Source organism: Sphingopyxis sp. JAI108, assembly GCF_013410105.1.
In the GTDB taxonomy this organism is placed as follows: Bacteria; Pseudomonadota; Alphaproteobacteria; order Sphingomonadales; family Sphingomonadaceae; genus Sphingopyxis; species Sphingopyxis chilensis.
Genome location: NZ_JACCCJ010000001.1, coordinates 581,458 through 599,305 on the forward strand (window position 1 = coordinate 581,458; position 17,848 = coordinate 599,305).

General features: G+C 65.9%; 16 protein-coding genes. 12 read left to right on the plus strand and 4 right to left on the minus strand.

The window, feature by feature from the left end; translation table 11 throughout:
* Positions 1-136 precede the first annotated feature (136 nt).
* Positions 137-2,449: a polyribonucleotide nucleotidyltransferase gene (pnp, locus tag HDC29_RS02720; protein WP_179494135.1), complete on the plus strand. Its 2,313-nt coding sequence runs from the start codon at positions 137-139 to the stop codon at positions 2,447-2,449.
* Positions 2,450-2,663: 214 nt separating this feature from the next.
* Here pnp and HDC29_RS02725 read toward each other — a convergent pair whose 3' ends face one another.
* From HDC29_RS02725 to HDC29_RS02735, 3 genes are read right to left on the minus strand one after another with little or no spacing between them, the layout of a single operon-like run.
* The gene (locus HDC29_RS02725; RefSeq protein ID WP_218844286.1) at positions 2,664-3,197 is read right to left on the minus strand and encodes an SRPBCC family protein; all 534 of its coding nucleotides are present in this window, start codon (positions 3,195-3,197) and stop codon (positions 2,664-2,666) included.
* Positions 3,181-3,576 carry a helix-turn-helix transcriptional regulator gene (locus HDC29_RS02730; RefSeq protein WP_179494139.1) on the minus strand — a complete coding sequence of 132 codons (396 nt, stop codon included), beginning with the start codon at positions 3,574-3,576 and terminating at the stop codon, positions 3,181-3,183. Before HDC29_RS02730 ends, HDC29_RS02725 begins: the two co-directional genes overlap by 17 nt.
* Before the next feature lie 48 nt (positions 3,577-3,624).
* Positions 3,625-4,308 (minus strand): hypothetical protein, encoded by a 684-nt coding sequence (locus tag HDC29_RS02735; protein WP_179494141.1) that lies wholly within the window; start codon positions 4,306-4,308, stop codon positions 3,625-3,627.
* Positions 4,309-4,441: 133 nt separating this feature from the next.
* Here HDC29_RS02735 and HDC29_RS02740 point away from each other — a divergent pair, with 133 nt between their 5' ends.
* The 11 genes from HDC29_RS02740 (at position 4,442) to HDC29_RS02790 (ending at position 16,942) form a co-directional block, all read left to right on the plus strand.
* Positions 4,442-5,134: a peptidylprolyl isomerase gene (locus HDC29_RS02740; RefSeq protein WP_179494143.1), complete on the plus strand. Its 693-nt coding sequence runs from the start codon at positions 4,442-4,444 to the stop codon at positions 5,132-5,134.
* 76 nt (positions 5,135-5,210) lie between these two features.
* Positions 5,211-6,005 carry an outer membrane protein assembly factor BamD gene (locus HDC29_RS02745; protein ID WP_179494145.1) on the plus strand — a complete coding sequence of 265 codons (795 nt, stop codon included), beginning with the start codon at positions 5,211-5,213 and terminating at the stop codon, positions 6,003-6,005.
* Between the two features lie 47 nt (positions 6,006-6,052).
* Positions 6,053-7,720 carry a DNA repair protein RecN gene (gene recN, locus HDC29_RS02750; protein WP_179494147.1) on the plus strand — a complete coding sequence of 556 codons (1,668 nt, stop codon included), beginning with the start codon at positions 6,053-6,055 and terminating at the stop codon, positions 7,718-7,720.
* Between the two features lie 17 nt (positions 7,721-7,737).
* The gene (locus HDC29_RS02755; RefSeq protein ID WP_179494149.1) at positions 7,738-8,397 is read left to right on the plus strand and encodes a DUF4240 domain-containing protein; all 660 of its coding nucleotides are present in this window, start codon (positions 7,738-7,740) and stop codon (positions 8,395-8,397) included.
* Positions 8,398-8,410: 13 nt separating this feature from the next.
* Complete coding sequence (locus HDC29_RS02760) at positions 8,411-9,097, plus strand: GNAT family N-acetyltransferase (protein WP_179494151.1); 687 nt, start codon at positions 8,411-8,413, stop codon at positions 9,095-9,097.
* Entirely contained in the window at positions 9,094-9,489 is a 396-nt protein-coding gene (locus HDC29_RS02765; RefSeq protein ID WP_179494153.1) for a putative quinol monooxygenase, read from the plus strand. Before HDC29_RS02760 ends, HDC29_RS02765 begins: the two co-directional genes overlap by 4 nt.
* Positions 9,486-11,630: an NAD-dependent DNA ligase LigA gene (ligA, locus tag HDC29_RS02770; RefSeq protein WP_179494155.1), complete on the plus strand. Its 2,145-nt coding sequence runs from the start codon at positions 9,486-9,488 to the stop codon at positions 11,628-11,630. Before HDC29_RS02765 ends, ligA begins: the two co-directional genes overlap by 4 nt.
* Positions 11,631-11,783: 153 nt before the next feature.
* Entirely contained in the window at positions 11,784-12,953 is a 1,170-nt protein-coding gene (locus tag HDC29_RS02775; RefSeq protein ID WP_179494157.1) for a sterol desaturase family protein, read from the plus strand.
* 159 nt (positions 12,954-13,112) lie between these two features.
* Positions 13,113-13,505, plus strand: coding sequence for a DUF2946 family protein (locus HDC29_RS02780; RefSeq protein ID WP_179494160.1), 393 nt, complete (start codon positions 13,113-13,115; stop codon positions 13,503-13,505).
* Positions 13,506-13,574: 69 nt separating this feature from the next.
* Positions 13,575-15,584 (plus strand): TonB-dependent receptor domain-containing protein, encoded by a 2,010-nt coding sequence (locus tag HDC29_RS02785; RefSeq protein ID WP_179494162.1) that lies wholly within the window; start codon positions 13,575-13,577, stop codon positions 15,582-15,584.
* 11 nt (positions 15,585-15,595) lie between these two features.
* Positions 15,596-16,942 (plus strand): PepSY domain-containing protein, encoded by a 1,347-nt coding sequence (locus HDC29_RS02790; RefSeq protein ID WP_179494164.1) that lies wholly within the window; start codon positions 15,596-15,598, stop codon positions 16,940-16,942.
* Here the strand turns inward: HDC29_RS02790 and HDC29_RS02795 are convergent.
* Positions 16,939-17,811 carry a sterol desaturase family protein gene (locus HDC29_RS02795; RefSeq protein WP_179494166.1) on the minus strand — a complete coding sequence of 291 codons (873 nt, stop codon included), beginning with the start codon at positions 17,809-17,811 and terminating at the stop codon, positions 16,939-16,941. The two genes, HDC29_RS02790 and HDC29_RS02795, sit on opposite strands and share 4 nt — an antisense overlap.
* Between the last annotated feature and the right edge of the window lie 37 nt (positions 17,812-17,848).

Genomic DNA, 17,848 nt, shown 5'->3' on the forward strand with positions numbered 1-17,848 from the left:
GCCCGGGGTCACAGGGCCGCTCCCGCATCCGGCGGGACCGCCATAGGGCAGACAGACGCCCTACACCGCCCCGGGCCGGATTGCCCGGACACAGAGGCCCCGCCCGGCATAGGGCTCGGCGGGCGAAGGAAACCACATGTTTGACGTGAAAAAAGTATCGATCGAGTGGGGCGGTGAAACGCTGACGCTCGAAACGGGCAAGGTTGCCCGCCAGGCCGACGGCGCCGTGATGGCGACGCTGGGCGAAACGGTCGTCCTGTGCGCCGTGACCGCCGCCAAGTCGGTCAAGGACGGGCAAGACTTCTTCCCGCTCACCGTCCATTATCAGGAAAAATATTCGGCCGCCGGCCGCATCCCGGGCGGTTTCTTCAAGCGCGAACGCGGCGCGACCGAAAAGGAAACGCTGGTCAGCCGCCTGATCGACCGCCCGATCCGCCCGCTGTTCCCCGAAGGTTTCTACAACGAAATCAACGCCATTGCCCAGGTTCTGAGCTATGACGGCCATAACGAGCCCGACATCCTCGCGATGGTCGCCGCGTCGGCCGCGCTCACCATCTCGGGCGTGCCGTTCATGGGCCCGATCGGCGCCGCGCGCGTCGGCTATGTCGACGGCGAATATATCCTGAACCCGACCGACGCGCAGGTTGCCGAAGGCGACCTCGACCTTGTCGTCGCCGCCACCTACGACGCGGTGATGATGGTCGAATCCGAAGCCAATGAGCTGTCGGAAGAGATCATGCTCGGCGCCGTCCTCTTCGCGCACGATGCGTGCAAGGAAGTCGTCAAGGCGGTCGTCAAGCTCGCCGAACAGGCCGCGAAGGATCCGTGGGAAGTCGCTTCGTCGGACGACAATGCCGGCATCAAGGACAAGCTGAAGAAGCTGATCGGCAAGGACATTGCCGCCGCCTACAAGTTGACCGACAAGTCGGCCCGCTCGAACGCGCTCAACGAAGCGCGCGCGAAGGCGAAGGCGCAGTTCACTGAAGACGGTCTCGCGCCGCAGGAAGTCATGGCCGGCATCAAGCTGACCAAGAAGCTCGAAGCCGAAATCGTCCGCGGCGCCATCCTAAAGGACGGCAAGCGCATCGACGGCCGCACGACGACGCAGATCCGTCCGATCGTGGCCGAAACGCACTTCCTGCCGCGTGCGCACGGCTCGGCGCTGTTCACGCGCGGCGAGACGCAGACGATCGCGACCGCCACGCTGGGCACCAAGGATGCGGAGCAGATGATCGACGGCCTCAACGGCCTGTCGTACCAGAACTTCATGCTGCACTATAACTTCCCGCCCTATTCGGTCGGCGAAGTCGGCCGCTTCGGCGCGCCGGGCCGCCGCGAAGTCGGTCACGGCAAGCTGGCATGGCGTGCGCTGCACCCCGTGCTGCCGACCAAGGACGAATTCCCCTACACGATCCGTCTGACCAGCGACATCACCGAGTCGAACGGCTCGTCGTCGATGGCGTCGGTGTGCGGCGGTTCGCTCGCGATGATGGACGCCGGCGTGCCGATCAAGCGTCCCGTCTCGGGCATCGCCATGGGCCTGATCCTCGAAGGCAAGGATTATGCGATCCTGTCGGACATCCTGGGCGACGAGGATCACCTCGGCGACATGGACTTCAAGGTCGCGGGCACGTCGGAAGGCATCACCACGATGCAGATGGACATCAAGATCGCGGGCATCACGCGCGAGATCTTCGAAGCCGCGCTGAACCAGGCCAAGGAAGGCCGCGCGCACATCCTCGGCGAGATGAACAAGGCGCTCGGCGAAGCCCGCAGCGAATTGTCGGCGCACGCGCCGCGTATCGAGACGATGCAGATCGACAAGGCGAAGATCCGCGACGTCATCGGCACCGGCGGCAAGGTGATCCGCGAGATCGTCGCGACCACCGGCGCGAAGGTCGACATCGACGACGAAGGCCTGATCAAAATCTCGTCGAGCGACCTCGACCAGATCGACGCCGCCCGCAAGTGGATCAGCGGCATCGTCGAGGAAGCCGAAGTCGGCAAGATCTATGACGGCAAGGTCGTCAACCTCGTCGATTTCGGTGCGTTCGTGAATTTCATGGGTGGCAAGGACGGTCTCGTCCACGTCAGCGAAATCAAGAATGAGCGCGTCGAGAAGGTCGCCGACGTCCTTTCCGAAGGTCAGGAAGTCAAGGTCAAGGTCCTCGAGATCGATCCGCGCGGCAAGGTTCGCCTGTCGATGCGCGTCGTTGATCAGGAAACCGGCGAGGAACTGGAAGACACGCGTCCGGCCCGCGAACCCCGCGAACCGCGCGGCGATCGTGGTCCGCGCCGTGACGGCGACCGCGGCCCGCGTGGCGGCGGCGGTCGTGACCGCGACCGTGGCCCGCGCCGTGACGGCGGCGCCGACCGCGGCCCGCGCCGCGAGCGCTCGGAAGACGGTCCGGAAGACCAGGGCCATGTGCCCGACTTCCTGAAGGACTAATCCTTCCATCAAGGAAAAGAGAAGGGGCTGCCGAAAGGCGGCCCTTTTTTTTGTTGGGATGGAATGGCGGCTTTGGGGTGGGGAGCCGCCGTTGAGGTCATGAACGGATTTCTCCTCCCGCAAGCGGGAGGGGAGAAGGGCGTCCGCAATCGGTCGTTTCAGCCACATGGAAAGGGCCGCTTGTGCGGCCCTTTCCTTCGGAATCGCAGGCAAATCAGCCGAACAGCCGCTCGGCATAGGCGTCGCGCAGCCGGACCCAATTGTCCCAGTGCGGCGCCGCCTGCGTTCCGCGCGCGCGCGCTTCGAGCACGTCGAGGTGCGCGTGCCAGCCCGCGCTGACGTTGAGCCGCACCTCGGGATCCTCGATCCGCTTGTGGACGATGGTCAGCAGCACCTCGTCGCCCTTTTCGTCGAGCGTGAAGGTGACGCCGCCGGTGCTGCCCCAACTGATCGACAGGAGGCGCGGGGCGTCGATCGCGACGACTTCGCAGAGCATCCGGTGTTCGTCGCCGAAACCGTCGGGGCGCGTGCCCGGCGGATCGGTAAGCTCGTCGTTGCGCCAGACGAGATCGACCGGAGCGCCGACCCTTTCCTCCATCGCGCCCGCCGCCAGCCACTGGCGACGCAGATCGCCGTCGATGAGATAGGCCCAGATCCGGTCGACCGGGCCGGAAAGCAGGCGGGTGATCGTCAGTGTCGCGGGCTCGGTGAGCACCCCGTAACGGTCATGGTCAAGCATCGTCGTCATCGTCATTCTCCTTCTTTCCCGGGGAGGGGTTTCTTGGGGGCGGCGGCGCGGCCGCGTCGGCGCGCAGGATTTTCTCGAGCACATCGAGGCGATCGGTCCAGAAGCGCCGGTAGATGCCGATCCACTGATCGGCACGCATCAGCGGAACGGGATCGAGGCTGCAGACGTGGGTGCGGCCACGGATGTCGCGGCGGACCAGCCCGGCGGCCTCGAGGACCTTGATATGTTTCGACGCTGCGGCAAGCGACATCGCGAACGGCTTGGCGAGTTCGCCGACGGTGCGTTCACCGGCGGCGAGTTCGCCCAGCATCGCGCGGCGCGTCGTATCGCCCAGCGCGTGGAAGATCGTGTCGAGGGTGTGCGAATCATATTCAACCATGTCGTTGAATATGCACAGCCGGACCTTATTGTCAACCGACTGGTTGAATTACTTGGGATCGACCCCGGCAATCCGGTTTCCCGCATCCTCGCGATAGAGCGACCAGTCGGCGGGGCATTTGTTGACCGCCTTGGGCAACCCCTGCATGCCTTCGGTGATCCAGCAATCGTTGAAGATCGAGCAATAGCAGGAGCGAACCTCGAGCTTCCATCGCTCCTTGTTGAATGTCTGCCAGACCTTCTCCGATGCGGGGGTGCGCGGGAAACTGACGAATTCGATGGTTTCGCCGGGCCGCACCGCGATCCCGGTCGAAGGCGAGGTCGAAAAGCGCAAGGCGCGCGCCTCGCTTTCCGTGCAGCATGCCCTGAGCAAGTCGACCGGGGTGGTTATCGGCTTGCCTTCGTAGCGGATTTCGATGGGGCCGAGGATCGCGGGGCCGACGCCATTGTTCGTCAGCGTCAGCGCTATATCCTGATTACCCTCCTCGTCCCCGTTGCTTGTGCCGAACGTGACGAAGGGCATGACGCCGCCGGTCTGCATCTTTTGCGTCGCGTCGGCCTGCACGAAAGCGAAATAAGCGAGCGCGAGCGATGCAATCAGCGCCGGCAGGCCGATCAGGAAATGCGCGACGGTGATAAGCGGCAGGTAGCGCAGCAGGCGCGATCCGGCCGCGGCGGCGGGCGAGGCAGGCGCGGGTTCGGGCGCGGCGTCGCGGTTCGGCGTCTCGGACATCGGTTTCCTCTTCTTCGCTTTATTCCTGGCGCACGTGCCTAGCCCGGCTCGGTGCCTTTTCCAATCACGCGCTCGTCGCCGCTGGCTCAATCGGGGGTCGCCAGCGCCTGCTTTCTTTGTCTATGTATCGGCCATGCTCACGATCCTCACCGCCATCGCACTTGCCGCCCAATCGCCGGCCGTTCCGCCGCAGGCGACCCAATTGCCGCCGCCCATCCCCTCGGTCCCGGTGCCTGTCACGCCGGTGGTCGAAGCCGACACGCGGCCCTATGTGGCGCTCGTCACCGACCTTGGCACGATTACCTTGCGGATCGAGGACAAGCGCGCGCCGGTCACCGCGGCGAATTTCCTCCGCTATGTCGACGCAAAACGGATGGACGGATTCAAATTCTACCGCTCGACGAAGAGCTGGGGCCCGGCGAACCAGCTTATCCAGGCGGGCAACCGCGGCGACGCGCGCCGGAGTTTCCCGCCCATCGCGCACGAGCCGACGGCGACCACCGGCCTCACCAACTGCAAGGGCGCCCTGTCGATGGCGCGGCTCAACCCCGGCGACGCGACGAGCGATTTCTTCCTGCTCCTGTCCGACATCAAGGGATTCGACAGCGATGCGCCGGGCGGTGACGGCGCCGGCTTTGCCGTGTTCGGCGAAATTGTCGGCGGCGCCGAGGTGGCGGAGGCGATCTTCAACGCGCCGATCTCGCCCACCGCGGGCGAAGGCGTGATGGTCGGCCAGATGCTCGAACCGCAAGTGACGATCAAGACCGCGCGCCGCGTGCCGACGCCAGCCGACGCGCCGGAGGGCTGCGTCGTCAAAACGGGCTGATCTGGCCCCCTGGAAACGCGACCGGGGGCCCCATCATTTATTTTGCGTTCATCCACGCTGTGGCTATACCGCGCGCATGACTCAGCGTTCCTCCTTGCGCGCCACGACGCGCCTCGTCGCCGCCGCTCTCGTGATCCCCCCGATGCTGGCGGCCTGCGCCGGTGGCGGCGGGGTCAAGCAGGACACGCGTTACGTCGCGCGCGATGTCAATACGCTGTACCGCGCGGCGCAGGACCGGCTCGACCGCAAGCAATATGGGCTGGCGGCGGCGCTGTTCGACGAGGTCGAGCGCCAGCATCCCTATTCGCCCTGGGCGCGCCGCGCGCAGCTGATGAGCTCGTTCAGCTATTATATGGACCGCGAATACACACCGGCGATCGAAGCCGCGCAGCGTTTCCTCGCGATTCATCCGGGCAACAAGGATGCGCCCTACGCCTATTATCTGATCGGCCTTTCCTATTATGAGCAGATCAGCGACGTGACCCGCGACCAGAAAATCACCCAGCAGGCCAGCGCCGCGCTGGGCGAGATCATCCGCCGCTATCCCGACAGCCGCTATGCCGCCGACGCGCGGCTGAAGGTCGACCTGGTGCAGGACCATCTCGCGGGCAAGGAAATGGAAATCGGCCGTTTCTACCAGCGCAGCTCGAACTGGCTTGCCGCGTCGATTCGCTTTCGCGAAGTCGTCGACAAATATCAGACGACCAGCCACGCGCCCGAAGCGCTTTATCGCCTGACCGAATCCTATCTCGCGCTCGGTATTCCGGCCGAGGCGAAAAAGTCGGCCGCCGTGCTCGGTGCCAACTATCCGGGCAATGAATGGTATGAGCGCGCCTACAAGCTGATGCAGAGGCACGCGCCGAGCGCCTGATCGCGGCGGGAATAGATTCTGCCTTTGTTCTGCGGTAAGGACGGCCCGTGCTGACCGCTTTGTCCATCGCCAATATCGTTCTGATCGAACGGCTCGACCTTGAATTCGAGGCGGGGCTCGGCGTGCTCACCGGCGAAACGGGGGCGGGCAAATCGATCCTGCTCGACGCGCTCGGGCTCGCGCTCGGCGCGCGCGCCGACAGCGCGCTGGTGCGGCAGGGCAGCGACAAGGCGCAGGTGACCGCGAGCTTCGCGCCGCCCACGGCGGATACGCCGCTTGCGGCGCTGCTTGCCGATAACGAGATCGCGCTGGAGGCGGGCGAACCGCTGCTGATCCGCCGCACGTTGAAGGCCGATGGCGGCAGCCGCGCCTTCCTGAACGACCAGCCCTGTTCGGCCGCCCTGCTGCGCGAGGTGGGCGGGCATCTGGTCGAAATCCACGGCCAGCATGACGATCGCGGGCTGCTCGCGCCCGCAGGACATCGCGTGCTGCTCGACGTCTATGCGCGTGCCGACACGCGCGCCGTCGCCGCGGCGCATGCCGCGTGGCGCGCCGCCGAGGAGCAGCTTGCCGCCGCCCGCGCCGCCATCTCCGCAGCCGAACGAGACCGTGAGTGGCTCGCGCATTGCGTCACCGAATTGCAGGCGCTTGGCTCCCAGCCCGGCGAGGAAGCCGAACTCGCCGAAGCGCGCGCCGCGATGCAGAAGGGCGAGCGGCTGGCCGGCGATCTCGGCGCGATCATGGAAGCGTTCGAGGGCAGCGATAGCGGTCCCGCGCAGTTGCGCGCGGCGGCGCGGCGGCTCGACCGGCTCGCGGGCGATCATCCGCTGCTCGCCGAGGCGCTCGCAGGGCTCGATCGCGCGATCATCGAGGCCGATGAGGCGGAGGGCAAGCTGCACGAAGCGGCGCGTGCGATGGAATATGACCCCGAACGGCTTGAGGCGACCGAGACGCGATTGTTCGAATTGCGTGCGATGGCGCGCAAGCATAATGTTCAGCCCGACGAGCTTGCAGAATTGACGGGTACGCTCGCCGCGCGGCTCGACGCGATCGAGGGCGGCAGCGCCGGGCTCGCGAAGCTCGAAGCCGCCGTCGCCGAGACGGCATCGGCCTATACCCATGCCGCGACAGCCCTTTCCGACCAGCGCGCGAAGGCGGCCATCCGTCTCGACACCGCGGTCGCGGGCGAACTCGTGCCGCTCAAGCTCGACGCCGCGCGCTTCCAGACGCTCATCGAACGGCTTCCCGCCGACCGCTGGGGGCCAGAGGGCATGGACCGCGTCGAATTCCTCATCTCGACCAATCCCGGCGCGCCCTTCGCGCCGCTCGCAAAAATTGCCTCGGGCGGCGAACTCTCGCGCTTCATCCTCGCGCTGAAGGTCGCGCTCGCCGAAGAGGGCGGGGCCGGCACGATCATCTTCGACGAGATCGACCGGGGCGTCGGCGGCGCGGTGGCGAGCGCGATCGGCGAGCGGTTGGCAAGGCTGGCAGGCGCGGGCAAGCAATTGCTCGCGGTGACGCACTCGCCCCAGGTTGCGGCAAAGGGCGCCGCGCATTTCATCATCGCCAAATCGAGCGAGGGGGTGGTCACTCGCACCAGCGTCCACGCGCTCGACGAACCGGGCCGCCGCGAAGAGATCGCGCGGATGCTGTCGGGGGCCGAGGTGACCGACGAGGCACGCGCGCAGGCGGAGCGGTTGCTGGAGGTGGTGTGATGCAATGGAGGCGGCGAATGAACCTCGGAATTTTGGCAGTGGTTGCTGCGATACTCGTCGTGGGCCTGTTCTTTGCCGTTCAAAATGGCCGGGCAAGGTCTTTGGATGTTCCATCGACATCGACGAATTGGTCTGGAGACAGTGCTGGGCAAGAGGCCGAATTTTGGAGTGTCATTGAAGCCACAAACCCTGCGCACAGGGGTGATCAGCGGCAGCTCGCCGAACTGCGACGGCGGCTCGATACGCTGTCGACCCCCGATCTCGAAAGCTTCATTCGCGTCAATGATCGCCTTATGGCGCAGAGCTACAACTGGGATTTGTGGGGCGCAGCCTATGTCGCGCAAGGAGGTGCCAGTGACGACGCCTTTGAGGACTTTCGCAAATGGCTCATTTCAAATGGCAAGAGTGTCTTTGAACAGGTATCGGCTGACCCGGACAGTCTGGCCGACATCATCCCTGCCGGTTACGAGGGCGATGCTAGTTTCGAAGAGTTTTCCTATCTTTTTGCCGATATCTGGACCGAACGAACGGGTAAGCCGATAACCGACCTGCCCAAGGAAAAGGGATCACTCTATCCGTCGGAGCCAAACGGCGAGCCATTCGTTGAGGATCCAGAGCAGTTGTCCGCACGCTATCCGAAGCTTTGGGCGAGATTTGGTGAGGACCCCTTGCAATGATCGCCGGGGCGGCATGACAGCGTCGCACCCCCTCGACCGCCCGGTCTGGTCGATGCTCACCGGCCGGCAGGCGCATCTCGCCGAGGGCGATGCGCGCGCGATGCGGATCGATCGGGGGTATGGCGTCTTCGGGGCCGCCGCCGACGCTGGCGATGATGCGCAGGCGGCGCTCGCGGCACTGGTGCCCGCCGATGGCGAATTGTGGATCGTCGAGGGCGCACCGTGGCCGCTGCCCCCCGGCACGCGCGGGGTGAAGCGGGCGGTGCTCGCGCAGATGGTCGCCGATGGCGCGGCGCCCCCGGCGCGTCCGGGCGAACCCGCGATCATCGCGCTCGGCGATGGCGACGCCCCCGAAATGGCGGCGCTCGCCGACCATGCCCGGCCGGGGCCGTGGGGGCCGAAAACGCATCGCTACGGCCCTTTCTTCGGCATTCGCGAAGAGGGGCGCCTGCTCGCGATGGCCGGGCAAAGAATCCTCGTGCCCGGCATGGCCGAGGTCAGCGGCGTCGCGACATGGGCGGATTGCCGCGGACGCGGGCTCGCGCGCACGCTGATCGGCCATGTCATGCGCCAGATGGTCGCGCGCGGCGAGACGCCCTTCCTGCACAGCTACGCCGACAATGCGGGCGCGATCGGGCTTTATGAATCGCTCGGCTTTCGCATCCGGCGCGAGGTGCATGTGCTGGCGATCGCGAAATGAACCGGCGCGAGCATCTGGCCGCGCTGTTGGCGACGGCGGCGGTGCTGTTGCCCGCGACGAAACTTGATGCCCTGGAGGCAAGGATGGAAGAAGCCGATCCGCAATACGGCCTGCTCGGCCAGATGATGGCGCAGCCCGGAAAGCGCGCCGAACTGGTCGCGATCCTGTCCGAAGGCACGGGCGAAATGCCCGGCAACATCGCCTATCTGATCGGCGAGGACAGCGCGAACCCCGACGCGATCTGGATCGTCGAATTGTGGGAGAGCAAGGAAGCGCACGCCGCCTCGCTGAAGCTCCCCGCGGTGCAGGACGCGATCAAAAGGGGGCGCCCGCTTATCGCAGGATTTGGTACTCGCGCCGAATTCAAGCCGGTGGCAAAGACCGGTGCATGACCGAAATCGAATCGCTGTCCGAGGCCGATGCCGCCAATGAATTGATGCGGCTGGCGAAGCAGATCGCCCATCATAACAAACTCTATCACGCCGAGGATTCGCCCGAGATTTCGGATGCCGACTATGACGCGCTCGTTCGCCGCAACAACGCGATCGAGGAGGCTTTCCCGCATCTGATCCGCGCCGACAGCCCGAACCGGCTCGTCGGCGCGGCGGTCGAGGCGTCGCCGCTCGCCAAGATTGCCCATGCGGTGCGGATGATGAGCCTCGACAACGCCTTTTCGGCGGAGGATGTCGAGGAATTCGCCGCGCGCGTGCGGCGTTTCCTCAACCTGGGTGCCGACGCGGTCGTCGCAATGACCGCCGAGGACAAGATCGACGGCCTCTCCTGCTCGCTGCGTTACGAGAAGGGCAAGCTGATCCAGGCGGCGACGCGCGGCGACGGCAGCGTCGGAGAGGATGTCACCGCGAACGTCCGCCACATCGCCGACATCCCGCAGGAATTAAGGGGCGATGCCCCCGACGTCTTCGAGATTCGCGGCGAGGTCTATATGGCGAAGGCCGATTTCACCGCGCTCAACGCGCGGCTGCTCGCCGAAGCCGAAGACCCGGAAAAGGCGCGCCAGTTCGCCAACCCGCGCAACGCTGCCGCCGGATCGCTGCGCCAGAAGGATGCGAGCGTCACCGCATCGCGCCCGCTGCGCTTCCTCGCGCATGGCTGGGGCGAGGTGAGCGCGCTGCCCGCCGATACGCAATATGCGGTGATGAAGGCGATCGAGGGCTGGGGCGTGCCCGTCTCGCCGCTCCTGAAACGTGCCGACAGCGTCGCCGCCCTCCTCGCGCACTATGCCGAAATCGAGCGCCGCCGCGCCGAGATGGACTATGATATCGACGGCGTCGTCTACAAGATCGACCGGCTCGACTGGCAGCAAAGGCTGGGCTTCGTCGCCAAGGCGCCGCGCTGGGCCATCGCGCATAAATTCCCCGCCGAACGCGCGCAGACCACATTGGAAGCGATCGACATCCAGGTCGGCCGCACCGGCAAGCTGACCCCCGTGGGAAGGCTCACCCCCGTCACCGTCGGCGGCGTCGTCGTGTCGAACGTCACGCTCCACAACCGCGACGAGATCGGCCGTCTCGGCGTGCGCCCCGGCGACCGCGTCGTGATCCAGCGCGCGGGCGACGTCATCCCGCAGGTGGTCGAGAATCTGACCCGCGGCGAGGGCCGCGCACCCTATATCTTCCCCGACCATTGCCCCGTCTGCAACAGCGAGGCGGTCGCCGAGGAGGGCGAGGTCGATGTGCGTTGCACCGGCGGCCTCATCTGCAACGCGCAGAAATTCGAACGCCTGCGCCACTTTGTCAGCCGCGGCGCGCTCGATATCGAGGGGCTGGGCGAAAAGAGCATCCAGGAATTCCTCGACCTTGGCTGGCTCGACAAGGGGCCCGCCGACATCTTCCGCCTGAAAAGCCACCGCGCCGACTTGCTCGGGCGTGAGGGCTGGAAGGAAAAGTCGGTCGACAATCTGTTCGCCGCGATCGAGGCCAAGCGCGCGCCCGACGCCGCACGGTTGCTGTTCGGGCTCGGTATCCGCCACGTCGGTGCCGTGACGGCGCGCGATTTGCTGAAAGGGCTGAGCGACATCCGGCGCCTTCCGGAAAAGGCAGCCGAAATTCACGCCTATTTGGAAGAAAATCCGCGCGCCGAGGGCGAATCCGACGGCAAATATACGGCGCGCCGCGTCGAGGCGTTCAAGGCGATCCTCGAAGTGCGCGCCGACGGGATCGGCATCGCGGTTGGCGAGGCGCTCGCCGATTTCTTCCACGAACCGCACAATCGCGCCCTGTGGGACGACCTTCTCTCCGAAGTGGCGCCGCCGCTCTACGTTGTCGAGACTCGCGAGAGCGAGGTGTCGGGCATGACGGTGGTCTTTACCGGCAAGTTAGAGACGATGAGCCGTGACGAAGCCAAGGCACAGGCCGAGGCGCTCGGCGCCAAAGCCGCGGGCAGCGTCAGCGCCAAGACCGACCTCGTCGTCGCTGGGCCCGGCGCGGGATCGAAGCTTAAGCAGGCGAGTGCACTCGGTATCCGGGTGATTGACGAGGCGCAATGGGCGGAGATTGTCGCAGCGGCCGGTTAACTTATCGGTCAGTTCTCTTCGTCACCCCGGACTTTATCCGGGGTCCATGACGCCGGGGCAGGAATGGATGCCGGATCAAGTCCGGCATGACGAAGGTTGAAAATGGTGCGCGCCGTCACAGACCGCGCGGCCGAAATGCTGTGAGGGGCCAACATGGCGAAGCGTGATTATCTGAACAATCTGATGCGCGACCTCGAATCGCATACCGAGGTGCGGCGCTTCGGCAGCGGATGGCTTTCGGGCTTTTTCGGACTACTCTTCGCGATCGCGGGCCTTTTCATGGTCGTCGCGCTGCGCTTCCCGGACTGGTTCGCGACCCCCGAGTTGGAAATCGTCAAGCATTGGGGCGGCTTCCGCGGCCTCGTCCACGCGACACTTCTGATCAGCTACGGCCTCTCCTTGCTCAGCCTGCTGCTGCGCCCGCGCAAGGTGCTCGGCCTCACCGCGCTGATGATCGGGCTCGCGGCGATTCTCATCGGCGGAGCGAACGTCCAGCCGCAGGAAACGCGCGACTGGGGCATTTTCTTCGGGCTAGACTTTTTCGTCGTGAACCTGCTCGTCACCGGCTTCATGTTCGCGCCATTGGAGCGCGCCTTCCCGCATCGCCGGACACAGCGATTGTTCCGCACCGAATGGCGCGAGGATCTTTTCTATTATCTGGTCAGCACGATGTTCGTGCAGGTGCTGGGCTTCCTCGCGCTCGCGCCGTCGACGATCATCAACGAGAATACGAGCAATTGGGAGGCGTTCCGCGCGGGGGTCGCCTCGTTGCCGTGGATCGTCCAGTTCGTCATCGTGCTCGTCGCGTCGGACCTGGCGCAATATTTCTTCCACCGCAGCTTCCACCGCTACCCCTTCCTCTGGGGTTTCCATGCGGTGCACCACAGCGCCAAGTCGATGGACTGGCTCGCGGGATCGCGGATGCACTTCGCCGAGATCATCCTCTTGCGCTCGATCACATCGCTGCCGCTCTTCACGCTCGGCTTCGCGCCGTCGGTGATGCAGGCCTATATCGGCTTCGTCTATGTGTGGTCGTCGCTGCTCCACGCCAATGTCGGGGGCAATTTCAACCGGCTCGGCCACTGGATCGCGACCCCGCGTTTCCACCACTGGCACCATGGGCTCGAACGCGAGGCGTTCGACGTCAATTTCGCGATCCATTTCCCGTGGATCGACAAATTGTTCGGCACCTTTCATCTGCCCAAGGACCGCTGGCCCGAAAATTACGGCATCCCCGAGGATGTCCCGCGCAGCTATTGGGGCCAGTTCCTCTATCCCTGGACGCGCACGGGCAAGAAGACCGACGAGACGCCCGCGGAATAAACACTGTCATTGCGAGGAGCCGAAGGCGACGCGGCGATCTCCAGCTATCGGCAGCGCGTTGCCGATAGCTGGAGATTGCTTCGCTTCGCTCGCAATGACGACCGGGTTGAGTAGCATGTCCGCTTGTCAGTCGGCGCCGCACCTCATAAGGCGCCTTCCGTGAGCCTGCTCGCCGCCTTTCGCCGTCCCGGCATCCTGCTGCTTTTACCGCTGCTGCTTGCACTGGCCGCGCGGGTGCTCGTTGCGCCGGGCTGGATGATCGAAAGCGATGCGGGCGGGTCGATCACCGTGCGTATCTGTTCGGACCCGGGCAACCCCGGCGGCACCGTGACGATCCCGCTCGAGAAGGCGGGCAGCCACGACGCGGGCGAAACGCAGCAGCATTGCCCGTGGGGCGCGCTCGCCAATGCGCCGATTGTTCCCGACGTGCCGGTGCTGGCTGCCGCGCCGATGATTGCCGAGATGGTCCCTGTCGCGGTTCGCTCGCTCGGCTTTGCGCCGGGGATCGCCTCGCCGCTCCCGCCGAGTACCGGCCCCCCCGCCTTCGCCTGATCCAGATCGACCGGCTGTCCGCGCGTTCGCGTGGTGCGGTCCGTGACTGCATCCAGCGAAGGAAAAATTATGAAAACCCGCATCCATGGCGCGGCGCCGTTGCTGGCGCTCGCAACCTGTCTTGCCGCCCCCTCCGTCCGTGCCGAAGAGGCCGATTCGACCATCATCGTAACCGCGCCGGCCGCCACTGACGCCGCCGAGGAGCGCGCCGGCCGCACGCCCGGCGGCACCGACGTCGTCTCTTACGAAGATTATGCCGACAAATCGGTCGTCTCGCTCCGCGACACGCTCGCCTTCTCGCCCGGCGTCTATCTCCAGCCGCGCTACGGGCAGGAGGTGCGCCTTTCGATCCGCGGTTCGGGCCTGTCGCGCGGCTTCCACATGCGCGGGCTCACGCTTTTGCAGGACGGCGTGCCGATCAACCTCGCCGATGACAATGGCGATTTCCAGGAACTCGAACCGATCTTCTTCGACCATCTCGAAGTCTATCGCGGCGCGAATGCGCTGCGCTTCGGATCGGGAACGCTGGGCGGCGCGATCAACGGGGTGACCCCGACGGGGCGCACCGCGCAGGGCCTCTACATGCGCGCCGACGTTGGTAGCTTCGACAGTTTGCGCGGGCTCGTCTCGGCCGGCGTCGCGAGCGACCGCGTCGACGCGTGGGGCGCGATTGGCGCTGACACGTCGGACGGCGACCGCGACCATGCCAAGCGGCGCAGCCTGCGGTTTCAGGGAAATGTCGGGCTGAAGCTGAGCGATGTGGTGAGCACGCGCTTCTATGCCAGCATCAACAATATCGACCAGCAGCTGCCGGGCGCGCTGACGATGGCCGAGGCGCTGTCGACCCCGCGCAAGGCCAATGCGGGCGCCGTCGCGGGCGATCAGGGACGCGACATCGACTCGCTGCGTCTCCAGAACCGCACGACCTTCGATTGGGGTGCGCTAACCCTCGACGTCGGCGGCTTCGTCAATGCGAAGTCGCTCCACCATCCGATCTTTCAGCTCATCGACCAGAAGTCGGTCGACGTCGGCGGCTTCTTCCGCGCCGACTATGCGACCGGCCCGGTCGAGGTGACCTTCGGCGGAGAAATGCGGCGCGGCAACACCGACGCGCGCCAGTTCGTCAACAATGGCGGACGTCGCGGCGCGCGGACCTTCGACGCCGACCAGAAGGCGCAGACCGCGACGCTCTATAGCGAAGTCCGGGTGCGGCCGGTCGAGGCGCTGACCTTGGTCGCGGGCGGCGTCTACGCCGACGGCTGGCGCCAGCGCCAAGTAAATTTCTCGGTCGCTCCCGCGACCGACGGCCGGGTCGACTTCGACGCCTTCTCGCCCAAATTCGGCCTGCTGTTCGAACCCGCCGCCGATATCCAGTTCTTCGCCAACTACAGCCGCTCGGCCGAATTCCCGGGCTTCGGCGAGGTGTTCCAGACGATCGGCACCCCGCCCGTCAGCACCGTCGTGTCGGACATCCGCCCGCAGCGCGCCTGGACCGCCGAAATCGGCACGCGCGGCAAGCGAGGTTTCGCAAGCTGGGACGTCGCGCTCTATCGCTCGACGCTGAAGGGCGAGCTTCTCCAGTTCACGACGAACAGCAATATTCCGGCGGCAACCTTCAACGCCGACCGCACGCTGCATCAGGGCGTCGAGGCGGGGCTGGATCTCGCGCCGACCGGCTGGCTGCGCCTGCGGCAAGTCTATACCTACAGCGACTTTCGCTTCCGGGACGACAGCCAGTTCGGGGACAACCGCCTGCCGGTGGTGCCGAAGCATGTCTATCGCGCCGAGCTGCGCCTCGGCACCGACGCGCTGCACATCGCGCCGAACCTCGAATGGGTGCCGGACGGTCCCTTCGCCGATTACCGCAATCAGGTGCGTACTTCGGGCTATGCGCTGATCGGGATCACGGGCGGGGCGCCGATCGCCGAAGGTGTCGACGCTTTCGTCGACATCCGCAACATCACGGGCAAAAAGGCGATCGGCGACATCAGCGCGGCGATTACGGTCACCGACACCTCGGCGATCTATTACCCCGTCGAACGCCGCGCGGTTTCCGCCGGCATCCGCGCGCGCTTCTAAGGGGACGGGGGATGACCGACAGCAACCGCGTTCCGCTCTACCGCACGATCTGGCGCTGGCATTTCTACGCCGGGCTGTTCGTCATCCCCTTCATCCTGCTCCTGTCGGTGACGGGCGCGGCCTATCTGTTCAAGCCCGATCTCGACCGGTGGGAGGAGCGGGCATGGCGCGGCTTGCCGACCGCGGGTACGGTCGACGCCGATGCGCAGGTCGCCGCCGCGCTCGCCGATTTTCCGGGCGCCAGCTTCCATTATTACCGCATCCCCGAAGCGCCCGGCGATGCCGCGGTCGTCCACCTCGGCCTGTCGAACGGGACGATGCGCGACGTCGCGGTCTCACCGCAGGGGTGCGTGATCGGATCGGCCGATCCCGATGCGCGCATTTCGGCGTGGCTGTCGCGTATCCACGGCAGCCTGTTGATCGGGCGCGCGGGCAGCCTCATCGTCGAGCTCGCCGCAAGCTGGGCGATCGCGATGATCCTCACCGGCCTCTATCTCTGGTGGCCGCGTGGACGCGGGCTCGCAGGGGTTGCGTGGCCGCGGCTGTCGCTGGGCGGACGCATCGCGCTGCGCGATCTCCACGCGGTCACCGGCTTCTGGGTTTCGGGGCTTGCGCTGGTCCTGCTCCTCACCGCGCTGCCGTGGACCGACGTCTGGGCGAGCGGCTTTCGGGCCGTCCGCGCCGAAATGGGCTGGGTATCGGGCCTGCCGGACTGGAAAGGCGGCGCGGACCCCCATGCCGCGCACGATCATGGCGCGATGGCGATGGCCGGCCCGATGATCCACGCTTCGCCCGCGATTCCGCTGGCGCGCATCGTCGAACGCGCGAAGGCCGAGGCCTTGCCCGCGCCCGTCATCGTCCAGCCGCCCGGCGCGCCCAATCTCTTCGGCCCGCCGAACGGCGACACATGGACGCTGACGACGCAGACGCAAAACCGGCCGCAGGTGCGCAAGGTCAGTTACGATATCGCGACCGGCGCCGAAGTCGCGCGCAGCGGCTTCGCCGACAAGCATATCATCGACCGCGTCGTGAACATGGGCATCGCGTGGCACGAAGGCCAGCTTTTCGGCCGTATCAACCAGCTGATCGGCGTCATGACCGCGCTCGCGCTGTTCACGCTCGCCGTCTCGGGCTTTCTGATGTGGCGACGCCGCAAGCCCGAGGGCACGGTAGGCGCGCCGCCGGCGGCGCGCGACCCGGCGCGGCTTCGGGGCATCACCGCGATCGTGCTGATCCTCGCTGCGCTCCTGCCGCTGCTCGCCGCCTCGCTGATCCTGTTGTGGATCGCCGAGCGGCTGGTGCTGCCGCGTCTGCCGCGCGCCGCGGGCTGGCTCGGGGTCGAACGCGCGACAGGCTAGGTCAGCGGGACCGTCCTGGGCGTCACCGGCTCGGCGCCCGCGATATGCGCGTTCATATCCTTGTTCTCGGGGAAGATCGGCCACAGCAGTTGCTGCCCCAGCGTCGCGGGCGGCAGATTCTCGACGCCATAGCTCGCCGGATAATGCCGCGTGATCTTCGCCGTGCCGAACAGCACATCCCAGAAGAAGAGCAGGTTTCCGAAATTGCCCTTGTAGTTCACCGCCGGGTCGTCGGCGTGGCGGCCATGGTGCGCATGGTGCGTAGCGGGGGTGCTGATCGTGCGTTCGACGACCCACATCAGCGGCGACAGCGCCTTGATCCGGTAGAACGGCGCATCCCATGCGACATCGCTGTGCGCGCCGATGATCACCGCCATCTTGACCACCAGATAGCCCGCATAGAACCAACCGAGCCCGAGATAGACCAGCACCCCCGCGAACCAGATGCTCGGCATCATCGCATAATAGATGATGTTGTTCCTGTAGACGAGCCGCACGCTCATATAGCGCGCGTTATGATGCGCGCGGTGGAGGTTGTAGAGCCAGGCGAAGCTGTGGCTCGCGCGGTGCCACCAATATTGCATCATGTCTTCGAAGACGAGGAAGAGCGCGAGCGCGGCGAGGAACGGCGCATTCGCCAGCGCGCCCTCATAGTGCGGAAAGAATCGATGGCCGAGCGCGCCGACGACCAGCAGGATCGTGGGCTGGGTGACGATCAGCAGCGTGAAGGTGCTGATAATCTCGATGATCCCGTCGTGACGCGACTGCTCGTCCTTGGCGAACAGCCGCGTGCGGGCGAGTTCGATCAGGCAGAAGCCGAAAAAGATCGCCGCGACGATCGCGCTCGACTGGGCGGTGGTCAGGTGCATCCCAAATCTCCCGTTGCGGCCTCGCCGCTTGTTATTG